This window comes from Gibbsiella greigii (assembly GCF_039540155.1).
GTDB lineage: Bacteria > Pseudomonadota > Gammaproteobacteria > Enterobacterales > Enterobacteriaceae > Gibbsiella > Gibbsiella quercinecans.
On sequence record NZ_BAABEM010000050.1, the window covers coordinates 160,065 to 174,073 of the forward strand.

Annotated in this window: 12 protein-coding genes; 10 read left to right on the forward strand and 2 right to left on the reverse strand. The window is 53.1% G+C overall.

Features of this window, described 5'->3' with window-relative positions:
• The first annotated feature begins 28 nt into the window (after positions 1-28).
• The 3 genes from AC559G_RS22560 (at position 29) to AC559G_RS22570 (ending at position 3,258) form a co-directional block, all read left to right on the forward strand.
• The gene (locus AC559G_RS22560; RefSeq protein WP_498914823.1) at positions 29-955 is read left to right on the forward strand and encodes a sugar ABC transporter substrate-binding protein; all 927 of its coding nucleotides are present in this window, start codon (positions 29-31) and stop codon (positions 953-955) included.
• A gap of 67 nt (positions 956-1,022) precedes the next feature.
• On the forward strand, positions 1,023-2,093 hold the full coding sequence (locus tag AC559G_RS22565) for a sugar phosphate isomerase/epimerase family protein (RefSeq protein ID WP_498914825.1): 1,071 nt from the start codon (positions 1,023-1,025) through the stop codon (positions 2,091-2,093).
• Positions 2,086-3,258 (forward strand): Gfo/Idh/MocA family protein, encoded by a 1,173-nt coding sequence (locus AC559G_RS22570; RefSeq protein WP_498914827.1) that lies wholly within the window; start codon positions 2,086-2,088, stop codon positions 3,256-3,258. Before AC559G_RS22565 ends, AC559G_RS22570 begins: the two co-directional genes overlap by 8 nt.
• Positions 3,259-3,305: 47 nt before the next feature.
• Here the strand turns inward: AC559G_RS22570 and AC559G_RS22575 are convergent, their stop codons facing one another.
• Positions 3,306-4,322 (reverse strand): substrate-binding domain-containing protein, encoded by a 1,017-nt coding sequence (locus AC559G_RS22575; RefSeq protein WP_498914829.1) that lies wholly within the window; start codon positions 4,320-4,322, stop codon positions 3,306-3,308.
• A gap of 159 nt (positions 4,323-4,481) precedes the next feature.
• Here AC559G_RS22575 and AC559G_RS22580 point away from each other — a divergent pair, with 159 nt between their 5' ends.
• Positions 4,482-5,633: a 2OG-Fe(II) oxygenase family protein gene (locus tag AC559G_RS22580; protein WP_498914831.1), complete on the forward strand. Its 1,152-nt coding sequence runs from the start codon at positions 4,482-4,484 to the stop codon at positions 5,631-5,633.
• Between the two features lie 222 nt (positions 5,634-5,855).
• Here AC559G_RS22580 and AC559G_RS22585 read toward each other — a convergent pair whose 3' ends face one another.
• A complete protein-coding gene (locus AC559G_RS22585) occupies positions 5,856-6,440 on the reverse strand; it encodes a helix-turn-helix transcriptional regulator (protein WP_498914833.1) in 585 nt (194 codons plus the stop codon).
• Positions 6,441-6,914: 474 nt separating this feature from the next.
• Here AC559G_RS22585 and AC559G_RS22590 point away from each other — a divergent pair, with 474 nt between their 5' ends.
• The 6 genes from AC559G_RS22590 (at position 6,915) to AC559G_RS22615 (ending at position 13,886) form a co-directional block, all read left to right on the forward strand.
• Positions 6,915-7,451, forward strand: a complete 537-nt coding sequence (locus AC559G_RS22590) for a fimbrial protein (protein ID WP_498914835.1) — start codon at positions 6,915-6,917, stop codon at positions 7,449-7,451.
• A gap of 81 nt (positions 7,452-7,532) precedes the next feature.
• The gene (locus tag AC559G_RS22595) at positions 7,533-8,267 is read left to right on the forward strand and encodes a fimbrial biogenesis chaperone (RefSeq protein WP_498914836.1); all 735 of its coding nucleotides are present in this window, start codon (positions 7,533-7,535) and stop codon (positions 8,265-8,267) included.
• 20 nt (positions 8,268-8,287) lie between these two features.
• A complete protein-coding gene (locus tag AC559G_RS22600; protein ID WP_498914837.1) occupies positions 8,288-10,825 on the forward strand; it encodes a fimbria/pilus outer membrane usher protein in 2,538 nt (845 codons plus the stop codon).
• A gap of 26 nt (positions 10,826-10,851) precedes the next feature.
• A complete protein-coding gene (locus tag AC559G_RS22605) occupies positions 10,852-12,186 on the forward strand; it encodes a fimbrial protein (RefSeq protein WP_498914838.1) in 1,335 nt (444 codons plus the stop codon).
• Between the two features lie 9 nt (positions 12,187-12,195).
• Positions 12,196-12,939: a fimbrial biogenesis chaperone gene (locus AC559G_RS22610; RefSeq protein ID WP_498914840.1), complete on the forward strand. Its 744-nt coding sequence runs from the start codon at positions 12,196-12,198 to the stop codon at positions 12,937-12,939.
• 50 nt (positions 12,940-12,989) lie between these two features.
• Positions 12,990-13,886, forward strand: a complete 897-nt coding sequence (locus AC559G_RS22615; protein ID WP_498914842.1) for a hypothetical protein — start codon at positions 12,990-12,992, stop codon at positions 13,884-13,886.
• The last annotated feature ends 123 nt before the right edge of the window (positions 13,887-14,009 follow it).

The following is a 14,009-nucleotide window of genomic DNA, read 5'->3' on the forward strand; positions in this document are numbered from 1 at the left end:
GCCTCCATAATTACGGTAGATAACCATCATGAAAAGATTAATTTTATTTTGTCTTATTCTCTTCTCTCTCAGCCCTGCTGTATTTGCAGTACAAGTCGGCGTCAGTATTGCGCAAATGGATGATGTGTTCCTTTCCCGCCTGCGTGGTTACATTATCGAGCAAGGGAAAACATATCCCGACATGAAAATTCAGTTTGAAGATGCACAAGGCGCCGTCGATAAACAGCTAAGCCAGGTACAAAACTTTATTAACGGCAAAGTGGACGTAATTATTGTTAATCCGGTTGATACCCAAGGCACCAAAAATATGACCGATGCGGCGCGTGCGGCCAAAATCCCGCTGATATATCTCAACAGGATGCCCTCCGATTCGAAAATGGGCAATGGCGTAAGCTACATCGGCAGCGATGAAATTGAAGCCGGGCGCCTACAGATGCAGTACCTGGCCGATAAAGTGAAAGACCGAAAAAGTGTGAATGTCGCCATCATGAAAGGGTTGTTAAGTAATGATGCTACCCGCTTTAGAACCCAAGGCGCAAAAGAAGTGATTGCCAAGCACCCGAATATGCACGTGATTGTTGAAGATACGGCGAAATGGATGCGTGAAGACGGGATGAACCTGATGAATAACTGGATTTTATCAGGCGACAAAATCGACATTCTTTCCGCAAACGCCGATGAAATGGCTATCGGCGCCGCCATGGCGATAAAAAGCAACGGCATAAAAATCGGCACGGATATTTTAGTCGGCGGTACCGATGGCGGCCCGAACGGTCTGCAGGCGATAAAAACCGGGCTGTTAACCGTCACCGTGTTCCAGGACGCCAAATCACAGGCTTACGGTGCGGTGGATATGGCGGAGAAAGCTGCCAAGGGCGAAAGCATACAGGATATCCACTTTATTCCGTTCCAACTGGTGACACCGGAAAACTACCAGAAGTTTATGACCAATTAACCAAGGTGCGTTCTGCAGCCTGCGAAACAGCGTGGGTTGCAGCACCTGTTTTGATTTAGGAGAGGTTATGAAAACGGTTAAAGGCCCGGCGGTTTTCCTGGCGCAGTTTGCCGGCGACGAAGCGCCGTTTAATACCCTAAGCGGCATGGCCGCCTGGGCGGCGGAAAAAGGCTTTAAAGGCGTAGAAATCCCCAGTTGGGATACGCGGCTAATCGATCTGAAAAAAGCGGCGGAAAGCCAGAGTTACGCCGATGATATTATCGGCACGCTGCAGGAACACGGGCTGGTGCTCACCGATCTCGCCAGCCATCTGCAGGGGCAGCTGGTGGCCCTGCACCCAGCGTTTGATTTGCCGGCGGATAGCTTCGCGCCGGCCTTCGTGCGCGCTAACCCGCAGGCGCGCCAGCAGTGGGCAACGGAACAGCTGTATCTCGCCGCACGGGCATCGCGCCGCCTGGGGCTGGCAAAGCACGTCACCTTTTCCGGTACGCTGCTCTGGCCGTATTTTTATCCCTATCCGCAATGGCCAGAGGGCTTAATTGATGAAGGCTTCAATGAGTTGGCGCGCCGCTGGACACCGCTCCTGAACGCCTTTGATGAACAGGGGATCGATCTGTGCTACGAAATTCATCCCACCGAGGATCTGCATGACGGCCTGACGTTTGAGCGCTTCCTGGAAAAAACCGGCAATCATACACGCTGCCAGATTATGTACGATCCGAGCCATCTGGTACTGCAGGGCATTGATTATCTGGCCTATATCGATCACTACCACGAGCGCATCAAAGCCTTTCACGTGAAAGACGCCGAATTCCGCCCGAACGGCAAGACCGGCGCTTATGGCGGCTATCAACCCTGGAGCAGCCGTGCCGGCCGCTTCCGTTCGCCCGGTGACGGGCAGACCGACTTCACCGGCATTTTCTCAAAACTCACTGGCTACGGCTTTGATGGGTGGGCGGTGCTCGAATGGGAATGCTGCTTTAAAAATCCGGAAGATGGCGCGCGTGAAGGCGCGCAATTCATCAGCGATCACATTATTCGCGTGACGGATAAGTCCTTTGACGATTTTTGTAAATCCTATGCGGATCGCTCGCTCAACAGAAAAATATTGGGTATTGAAGGAGGCAGCAATGAGTAAGTCATCACTGAAAGGCCGGCGTATTCGGCTGGGGATGGTCGGCGGCGGTACTGGCGCTTATATTGGCGGGATCCACCGCTTCGCCGCCCGCCTGGACGATCAGTTCGAGCTGGTGGCGGGCGCATTCGATGTTGACGCCGAACGCGGCCACCGTTTCGCCGCGCAGAACTTTATCGCGCCGGAACGCGCCTACGACGATTACACCGCCATGATCGCGGGCGAAGCCGCGCGCGACGATGGCATTGACGTGGCCGCCATCTGTACCCCCAATTTCACCCATTACCCTATCGCCCGCGCCTTCCTTGCGGCGGGTATTGATGTGATTTGCGAAAAACCGCTCACCACCACCTTACAAGATGCTGAAGCCATGGCGGAAATGGTGAGCCAGACGGGGCGTTTTCTTGGCGTAACCTACACCTACTCCGGCTATCCGCTGATCATGGAGGCCCGTTCGCGCGTTCAGGCGGGCCTGATCGGCAAGGTGCGCACCGTGCAGGTAGAGTATCCACTGGAATGGATGGCGACCGGCGTTGAACTGAAGAACAATCAACAAGCCGCCTGGCGCGTTGATCCTAAAAAGAACGGGCGCGGCGGCGCTATTGGCGACATCGGCACCCATGCGTTTCATCTTGCCGGCTTTGTCACCGGCCTGAAAGTGGATAGCGTGATGGCGGATCTGGCCACTTTTGTCGAAGGGCGGGCGCTGGATGACAACGCGCATGTTCTCATTCGCTATGAAGGCGGCGCCCGCGGCATGCTGTGGGCATCGCAGGTGGCGATCGGCTGTTCGAATTCGCTGCGGCTGCGCGTGTTCGGCGAAACCGGCAGCCTGACCTGGGCGCAGGAACAGCCCAACGAATTGCTCTACACGCCGCTGGAAGGCTACACACAAATCATCAAACGCGGCCGCGACGATCTTGATGCGCTGACTCAGGCGCGAACCCGCACGCCGCCAGGCCATCCTGAAGGCTATATCGAAGCGTTCAGCAATCTCTACAACGGCTTCGCCGCGGCGCTCCGCGCACGCGATGCGAACCAGGCTCCGCAAGGCATCGGCGCGATAATTCCGCAAATCGCCGATGGGTTGAAAGGCGTTGCTTTCGTGGATGCGGTCGTCGACAGCCACGAACAAGGAGCGGTGTGGATCAAACCCAAGTATGGTTAAACGCCGGCAACAGCATAATAAAGCCTGATTTTTCAGGCTTTATCCATTCAGGCATACATATTAAAGCGCATAATGATGTTAATGCGGGAATAGGAAGCATGGTTGCTCTCGGCAGGCAAAAAACCGTGAAACTCCAGCAGGATTTTAAACGCGTGTTGCGCATCAAGCTGCAGATTATGGTCGATCAGCGCATCGATTTTCCCTGCCTGCATTAACGCCCTATTTTCACGATCGAGATCGTGGCCGATCACGGCTTTTAGCTGAATATTCCGCTCGCTAAAGGCACGCAAGATACCGCTGTTGCCGCCGCCGACGGTGTATACCGCATCAATCTGGGGGTGTTCACGCAGGAACGTTTTTAAGCACGCGTACATCAGGTGATCAATGCCAAACCCGTCGGCAATGATCTTGATTTCACTCTGCGGCGCAAACGTCTTCATCCCTTCCACAAAGCCCTGGATTCTTTCCTGCTCGCCGATGAAATCCTGGCTGCCGGTGATGGCGGCAATCGTGCACTTATCGTTAGCCAGCCATTTGGCCATCAGAAACGCGGAAGATTTCCCCGCATTAAAATTATCCATGCCGATATACCGTAGCCGGGCGCTACCGATGATATCCGTCACGATGGTCACAACCGGGATGCGTTGTTTAATCAGGTTATTAATCACCGGGATGAGCTTTTCCGAGTTCATCGCCTTCAAGATGATACCGTGCGTGTTTAACGAGCATTTTTTTAATAGCTGCTCGGCCTCGTCCACCGACATATGTTCCCTGCAGTGAAAACGCAGCTGAATTTTAAACGAATTAAAGCTGGATATCTGGCTGCTGAACGCCGCTTTCACCAGCTCGCTGAACCGTTCGGGAGCGTGAATGATCACATCAAAATAGAGGGTTCTTCCCTGCGCCAGACTGATTTTCTGCTGCAATTCAAGATCGACTATCGCTTGCTGAATGCGGTGCAACGTTTGTGGATGCACGTGCCCGCGGTTGTGCAACGCGCGATCTATGGTCGCCAGGCTTAAGCCTGACTGAGCGGAAATCTGTTTCTGCGTAAATTTAGGCATAGATCACATGACGTATCGATGAGGTTTTTTTGATTTAATGTTAAAAGAATGTAACTGTTAATGTTGTAGACATCAATCCTGTCATGCCGCTGAAACAGCCTTCCACGGCGCATGATTAATTTCATTTTATCTAATAAATATCAAAATGATGAGGTCATTATGACAGCGCTCTACTTTATGCATGAAGACCAGATCTCTATTGAAGATTTCAAAGCCTTTTGTGATCAAAGTGTCAATATTTCAGAGTATCCTTTGGCGAGCGAAGCCGTATCCGATGTCCTTATTTATAATCGGTTAACGTTAGCGGCGGCGGCTAAGCGGGATAAAAAAGCGGTCTTGAGCGAACTTCACCGGGCACTCTCTTATGGCCCAGGCGTTTTTGTTGTGCGCGGGCTGTACAGCGACGAAGAAAGCGTTGATCGCACTTCGCACGTTTTTGAAGAGATTATGCGGGCGGAAGCAAAAGCGAAAATTCGGGCCAACCGTTTCCCGCAGGCCGGTGCCGGTAATAGCCAACGCATCTTGCTGGCGCTACAAAAACTGGCCGCAACCAGCCCTGAAGCCTTCGTCGAGTATTATGCCAACCCCATGTTGAACTTGATTTGCCAGGCGTGGCTCGGCCCCACCTGGCTCATGGCCTCGCAGGTACATCAGGTGCGCCCTGGGGGCGCAGTGCAACCGCCGCAGCGCGATGATCACCTCAGCATTCAGCAAAGCGCATTTGCCGCGCAATTCCCCATTCCCGTGCAGCTTCTGTCGCAGTATCTGACGCTACGGGGCGTGATCGCGCATACTGATGTGCCGCTCGCCTGCGGCCCTATGCGGCTGCTGCCATGGTCGCATCAGTACGAACTGATCTATATGGCGTATCAGCGCGCGGATTTTAGCGAATACTTCGCCGAGCATTACGTACAAGTGCCGCTCAATAAAGGTGACGGTCTGTTTTTTAATCCGGCGCTATTTCATACCGAGGGCAATAATGCCACCACCGATCGGGTGAGAACGACCAACCTGTTGCAGGTGTCTTCTGCCTTTTGCGTTCCACGGGAAGAGATCGACCATGAACAAATCCTGCACAACATCTACCCGTTGTTAAAAAACAGCACACTGGCCGCAGATGCGCTCAATAGCGTGATCAACATAGCGGCGCGCGGATATGCCTTCCCCACCAACTGCGACGCCAATACGTCGTTGGGCAATCAGGGGCCTAAAAACCAGCAGGCGGTGGTACGCGAAGCCCTCAGTAATGCGTGGAGCCTGGAAAAATTCCAGCACAAGCTGGCGGAAAACAGAGAAAAAAGGGCCATGTAAACTCACAGCCTGAGAGCCAGCAGCCCGAAACAGGCCAGCACACAGAAAGCAATAATCAATGCAGTTCGATGTTTACCCCCATACAGGGAGAGACACGAACATCCTCTTGGTCACCGCGTGATACTTGCGTAGCCTACTTCTTAATTTCCTGGACTTATTGATTGCCGGCATGTTGGCGGCTCTCTTGATATTTTCCGGGCCAGCCCGTTCCCCAGCATGGGGCTAACGACACAATGCCATCATTTTGAGCAGTTCCACGCGGTTGCTCAGGCCGAATTTCCGCACGGCGCTGCCCAAATGGGCATAGACCGTTTTTGGGCTCAGGTTTAATCGCCATGCCACGCTGGCAACATTGGCACAACGGGAAGTTTCGCACAGCACCAGCGCTTCGCTACGGGTGATTACCGCGGGTTTCGGCATCCCACGCAACCGGCCACCGCCCGCCGGCTTCCCCTGCTGCAACAACCCCAGGCAGACATCGAGTACCGTCTGCAGTTTTTCCCCCTTGTACAACAGGGCGTCCGGTGCAGTTCTGGCAATCAGTGACAGCGCCAAGGGAGAGGTATTATCGATAAAAAATAACGTTTTAAGATTCGGATTACAGAAGCGGAGATAATTTAAAAATAAGACATATTCATTGAACAAGTAAATTTTTCTCGGAAAATCCATGATCACCAATTCGGGTAATAACCCCAGAGGGCTTAACTGATTAATATGTGGAAATGGAAAGAAAGATACTCTTCTCGGCAATAACGCCCTTATTCCATACCAACACAACGGCGATTGATCAACATAAATCACGCTCATATTGGATCTCCTATCCAGATATTTAAAACACTCCTTAATAACCCATCAACATGCTTTCTGTCATGTCTCATTTTTGGGGGCATTAGTCTGGTCTAAAAAGATTAAAACTCCCCCTTGACATCGCCATTTATTTTAACAACTTGGTAGCACATAAAATAAGACCTAAAATAGTACAAATGTTTCAAATCATTTCAAACAAATAAATAAACAACCCAATAAAAGCGTAACTTAGTGATATAGATCTATTTTTTTCATGCACCATAGCAGTACAAATGTAACAAAACGTTACATTGATTTATATTGGTTTCACAAGCAAAAAAATCAAGTGTTGGGAAAATTCTCATCCTGCTAAGATGCCCTCGCATTCCGCATGAACAAACATATACGTAACATGCTTTATATAAATGCAAACACGGCAGTATACGAATACTGTCAGGACTGCTTTCAAAAAAAGTAAATTAAAGGGTATTTCTTATGAAACTGAAATTAGTTGCACTCGCCTTGGTCACTTTCTCTGGCGCCGCTTTTGCAGACTCTGCAAACACGGTTCAGTTTAGAGGCGAAGTCAGCACCCAGACCTGTTCTGTTAATATTAATGGTAATGAATCTAACCCAGTAGTATTACTACCAACGGTTGCAGCAAGTACTTTGGCTACCGCAGGTTCAGCAGCTGGTGCTACTACTTTCACAGTGAACGTAACAGGCTGTACTGCGAATGCTGATAGCAGCACGGCAATTAAAACAGTATTTGCCGGCAACAACGTCACCAGCAATGGCAACCTGGGTAACACCGGTGACGCAACTAACGTTTCTATCCAACTGCTGGATAGCGACGCCAACACAGCGTTGTCCTTCTCTTCGGGTTCCGTTGCGACCACTAGCGCCATGACGCTGGCTTCAGGCGCAACGTCAACTTCACAGGATCTGGTTGCCCGTTATTACGCGGAAAGCACCGGTGTAACTGCGGGTTCAGTCATTGCGACTGCGCAATACGCCATCAGCTACCAATAAACGTAAATCATTAATAACGCCAGCGCTGCCCGGCCTTCGTGGGCAGCGCTGATTTATTAATCTCATCAATCGGTTTATTTTATGGCACACACAGCACGCACAGTCACTCAACTGGTGGTACTTCTGCTATGCCTGCTATTTACCACTTTAAATATCGCTTCAGCCAGCGTAACCCTGCTTGGCAACCGGGTGATTTACCCCGCCCAGGCGCGTGAGAAAACGCTGCAATTCAGCAATGACGACGCAACGCCGGCATTGATACAGATCTGGCTGGACATCAACAATCCGAAGTCCACGCCGGAAACCGCAGACGCACCTTTTATTGCCTCGCCGCAGATCTTCCGTATGGCGCCGCACAGCGGGCAGATGGTTCGCCTGGTCTTTTCCGGGCAAAAGAAGCTGCCCACCGATCGCGAATCGCTGTTTTACCTCAATTTTCTACAGGTCCCCGCCGTCAAGCAGACGGACAGCGACAAAAACAAACTGATGCTGCTGCTGACCAACCGGCTGAAAGTTTTTTATCGCCCTGAAGGTCTGGCTGGAGAAGCCAATCACGTCGTTGAACAATTAACCATCCAACGTGCCGGCAAGGCGCTGCGGGTCAGCAACCCGACGCCATATTACGCCAACATCAGCTATGCCGTAGCCGAAATGGGTGGCAAGCACGCCAGGATCCCGCAAGCAGAGATGATCCCGCCCTTTTCAGAAGCCACTTGGCCGCTGGCACAGTTTCCTGCAGGGGAAGTGAAGATTACGCTGCGCGTGGTCAACGATTATGGCGTTGAGGTTACGCGTACGCTTACACCATCACACTAAACAAGGACAGGGACGTTCTAATGATTATGCTTAACACAAGGTTATCGTTGCTTGCCCGCAGCCTGTTTTTAGCCTTGCCTTTCAGTTGTCTGGCGCAAGCCGCCGATGACACTTACACATTCGACGCGTCCCTGTTGCGCGGCAGCGTGCTAAGCAACAGTGAACTCAGCCAGTTTAACCAACAAGATACGGTAAAACCGGGCCACTATCGGGTCGATCTGTTTATCAACGGCGTTTTCATCGAACGTACCCGTGTGCAGTTGGTGCGCGGAAAGGCGGAAAAAGTTCAGCCCTGTTTTACACCGAGCCAACTGGCGCGCTTCGGGTTGAAAAAGCAGCCCAAAGCAGCGGCGGACGCTTGCCTGCAACCCGGGCAGGATGTGCCAGACATCACCGCGCAGGTGAATATTGCCCAACTCCGCCTGGATCTGAGCATCCCGCAGGCGATGATGAACCGCCCGCCGCGCGGCAGCGTTAGCGCCGACAGCTTGGACAGCGGCGAAACCATGGGTTTTATCAACTATAACGTCAGCCAATATCACGTCAGCTATCGGCAAACCCAGGCCAGCGATCTGGACTCCACTTACGCCAGCCTTAACGGCGGCCTCAACCTAGGGCTATGGCGCTACCGCCAGCAGTCCAGCTTCCATTATGACAAGGAAAACGGCAACCACTGGGACACCAACCGCCGCTATGTACAGCGCGCCATTCTGCCTTTGCGCAGCGAAATCCTGCTGGGTGAAGGATTCACCAGCGGCCATTTTTTCTCTGGGCTGGGGTTTCGCGGCCTGCAGCTAAGCTCAGACGATCGCATGCTGCCGGACTCCCAGCGCGGCTATGCGCCGGTAGTGCGCGGCATTGCCAAAAGCAACGCGCGGGTAACGGTATTGCAAGGCAAAAACACTTTGTATGAAACCACTGTGGCGCCAGGCCCCTTCAGCATCAACGATCTGTACGCCACCAATTATGCGGGCGATCTGACCGTTGTGGTTACCGAAGCAGACGGCAGCAGAAACACCTTTACCGTACCTTTCGCCGCCGTGCCGGAATCCATCCGCCCCGGCCAATCGCGCTATGCCGCCACGATTGGCCGTTCGCGTTACGTCGGGGATAACGATCTGTTCAGCGAAATCACCTGGCAGCAGGGGGTGACCAACGCACTAACCTTCAACGCTGGCAACCAACTGGCCGACGGCTACCAGGCGTTTATGCTGGGTGGCGTTTACAGCAGTTGGCTGGGGGCGTTTGGCATGGACACTACCTATTCGCACGCCAGCCTGCCGGATGACAGTACCAGCGGCTGGATGATGCACCTGTCCTACAGCCGGACGTTTACCCCGACCAACACCACGCTCTCCATCGCCGGCTACCGCTATTCCACCGAAGGGTTTCGCGATCTGAACGACGTGCTTGGCGTGCGCAATGCCGCCGTCCACGGCCAGAACTGGACATCCGACACCTATCGCCAGCGCTCGCGTTTTGAAGTGGCCTTAAATCAGGGAATGGGCCCGCTGGGCAACCTGATGCTATCCGGCTCGACCCAGGATTACCGCGACAAACGCGGCCGAGATAACCAGTTACAGTTCGGCTGGGGCAAAACCTTCGGCAACGGCGTGGCGCTTAACCTGTCTGTGACCAAAACACGCACACTGAGCAACAGCTATAGCACCAGTGCCTATAGCTATGACAACATCTATGGCAATGCGCAGACCAGCACAACTAAACAGACCGTTACCGCACTGACGTTCAGCTTCCCTCTGGGGCGTTCATCCTCGGCGCCAAGCGCTTCGCTGCTGGCTAACCACAGCCAGGGGCAGGGCAGCAACTACCAGGCCGTGCTTTCCGGCAACGTTGGCGAAGAACACCCCGTCAGCTACGGGCTTAACTTCTCAACCGACGACGATACCCGGCAAAACCTGTGGGGCGGCAACCTGCAAACCAGCCTGCCTTATGCCAACGTAACCGGTTCTGCTTCCACCTCGCGCCAATACTGGCAGGGTTCGGCATCGCTGCAGGGCGCCGTGGTAGCGCACCGTGGCGGCGTAACGCTCGGGCCGTACGTAGGCGACAGCTTCGCGCTGATCGAAGCGCCGGGCGCCAACGGTGCGAAGGTGATGGATGGCCAGGGCGCGCGTATCGATCGTTTCGGCTACGCACTGGCGCCGGCATTAACCCCTTATCACTACAACACCATCGCCCTAAACCCTGAGGGGATGAGCAACAAAACAGAGCTGGAGGATGGGCAAAAACGCGTGGCGCCCTACGCTGGCGCCACGGTAAGGCTCAACTTCAACACCGTGCGCGGCCAGGCGCTGTTGATTACCGCACAGCACCCTGGCAACGGCACTATCCCAATGGGAACCGCCGTGTTGGATTCCGCCGGCAAGAATGTCGGCATGGTGGGCCAGGGCAACCAGATCTATCTGCGCAGTGACAAAACCGAGGATACCTTGACGCTGCAATGGGGGAAACAGGCAAACCAGCAGTGCCGCCTGCATTACCGCGCGCCCGCGGCTGAAGATGCGCCGATCCAACGGCTCAGCGCCCCATGCCGATAAACCGTCAATATCAGGAGAGATTGTTCATGAGAATTATTGCCTATCTACGGGCGGGATTATTTTTGCTGCTCCCCTTCGCCACGGCGCCCGTCTTCGCCACCTGCACCCGCGTATCCCCGACGATCGACGCAGGGTGCGACGCTTGCGGCGTCGGCATCGGGCTTGGCCGGGTGAACCTGACCAGTACCTATCTGCAACCGGTCGGCACGCCGCTCGGCAGCAGCGTATTTAACCTGACCACCGGCGTGCGCTATCCCGATCCGGAGAAAGTGCTGTACGAATGCGATGCCAGCGACGCCGGCGATATCTATGAAGTGTTCGCCACCAACGGTGACGATCGGGTGGGCGGTTATTACGATCTTGGTGCGTTGGACGGCTATCCTAATTACTTCGCCACCTATTTTCCTTATGTGGGCATTAAACTGACCCATCTGAATTCCGGTCTGGAGTTCACACGCTACTGGCAACAAACGCCAATTACCAGCTACGTGACCACCAGCACTGGCAAGATCCAGATCCGGGTCAAAGATTTCAGCCCAATTCGCGCAGATCTGATCAGGATCAGCTCACTGCCAGGCCAGGGCGCCAGTCAATATTGCGGTTATAGCGCATCCGATCCGACCTACGGTATGGCTTCCACCACCAGTGCATCAACCTATAGTTGCATCCAGCCAAACGGCTATGTCACCTTTAAAGGTCCCGGCATTGATACGGATCCTATCGGTAGTGATTCGGCCACCAACTGGTCGACTTGGGGCACTGGCCGTTGGAACGCCATGGGAATGGGTACCTCGCCGATCTCTACGCTTTCCTATACCGCCACCTGTGTGGCGCGCAACGTCACGCCTCTGGTGCTTTTGCCCACAATCTCCGTCAATCAGTTGATCGCAGGGCAAACCTCCCAGGCACAATTCACCATCAATATTGAATGTGATAATGCGGCGGTTTCCGGCGTCGCTTCTAATGGTACCGCCCTCGGCCTGCAGGTGCCTTATGAAACCTATACCCTGGCGCAGCAACTTGGGCTGGTTAACGCCAGTGGCGGGGTGAGCTACTTACTCTCTACCGGCTATGGCACCGACAGCAGCGTCGCCACTGGCGTTGGCATTGCGCTTTCCAATACCAGTACCGGCTCTTCGATGAATTTTGTCGGCTGGCTGGCCAACAATCCCGCCAGCCCAAGCGGCAACGCCGGGGGCTGGTATTCGGTACTCGACGGTGCCAACAGCAACGGCAGCACCACCTCCGGATACACACACTACACCACCCAACTGACGGCCACCCTGACCCGCTTGCCGGGAGAAACCGTCACGGCCGGCAAAGTGGATGCCAAAGCCTATGTTTGGGTTAAGGTGCAATAAACGATGGGCATGATGAAAAAACTGAGCGCACTGCTGCTGTTCACTCTGTGCTTAATCAGCGCTGGAGCAAAGGCAGGGATTATTGCTTCTGCAACACGGGTGGTGTTCAACCAGGGTGACAACGAAAAAAGCCTGATGCTGGTTAACACCAATGCGTATCCGATCATGGTGCAAACCTGGGTTGACAACGGCGATGTTAACGCGGCGCCAGAGCTGTCGAACGCGCCGTTTGTTTCTCTGCCCAGCGTGTTTAGCATGCAGCCCGGCACCCTACGCGGGCTGCGGCTCATTTACGGCGGCCAGACGCTCCCCACCGACAGGGAATCGGTTTTCTGGTTGAACCTGTATGAGATTCCCCCGAACCAGCCGACTACGCCGCCGCAGAAAACGCGCGTAACCCTGGCAATGAATACGCAAATGAAGATCTTCTACCGGCCGAAAACACTGGCGGGCCAAGCCGCAAGCGCGCCGGACAAGATCACCTTTACGCTAAGGCAAGCCGGCAAGCATCATGAACTAATCTGTAAAAACAGCTCGGCGTTTTATCTTTCTTTCGCACAACTTAGCGTGCGCCTGGGGAACAAAGATTATCCGGTGCGCCAAGAGAGCGACATGATGACAGCGCCGTTTAGCAGCAAACGATACTTTATTGATAATGCCAACGGCGCTGCCGCCTTGCCGGGCACCACCGTAAAAGCGGCGATCATCAACGATCTCGGCCACCAAATAAAAAGGCAATATTTCACCCTTTAGTCATTATAAGAAATATAATAGGAATTTTCGTAAAAGGCATAGGGTAAATAATGAGTCTGAGTCGATTTCAAATACAATTTCATCTTGAGCAATCCGCCAATGAAATTAGAGAATCAGTAATATTTCACCCTGCAATTATTAACCATGGGGTATTATTAAAAGATGCTTATAAAAAACACCCTTTATTCTATAAAGTTATTTTCAGGAATAGCAGATTCATTATCTGCTCAAGCATTCTTTCAATCTATTTCACCTGCCCCAATGCCAGGCTGAAAGATATCAAGGAATTTTTTAAAGGCAAAGACATTGTCAGTGAGAATTCATTGGATTCCTTTCTGTTGTTTTTGCGCGTCGGCCGGCGGCTGGAAGTCAGCCGCATCGCTCAGGACAGGCGCCAACTGTACTTCAAGCCAACGGAAAGCGCACTGCGTGAAACCCACGCACTGATAAGCTCAGTGGCGCGGCCCTACCAGATGATATTTCCTGATATCCCGGTCGCCGAGCTGCTCGAGCTACCGGATTTTATCCCGGTATTTTTTGGCGCTTATGGTCAACTGATGATTAAAGAAATTTATTTGATCGATCTGGTTCCACAAGCAGCACTTTTCATCAGTAAAGATGCCGGCCATATGGTGTTACTGATGCTATTAACAGAAAGCATAAAGCAGAATTCACATACGCTGCTGCTTTCCTCCGCGACGATTGCAAAATTCTGCGCCGTTTCCCGTGCGCATATCAACCGCATGCTGCTGGCGGCAGAAAAATCTGGCCTGCTGGTGACTACCAATAATGTGATGATTGAGTTGAACAGTTCGTTCTTTATTATGGTGGAGCGTTATTTTAGTTTGTACTTTGCCATGGTGGGGTTTGGTTTGAATGCCGTTTGGCAGCACTCCCTGGCCGCAGACAGCAACAGCAAACCAGAGGCCTGCACGCCAGGCTTGTGATCAGTCCAGGTGGCATGCCCACCAGTTTTGACATGGGCTAATTCATCAATTTCAAAGACGATTCATGTGGTGAGTTGAGCACCGGGGTTGAAGCCATTGAGGGCGCCGAACGGCGGAACGTAG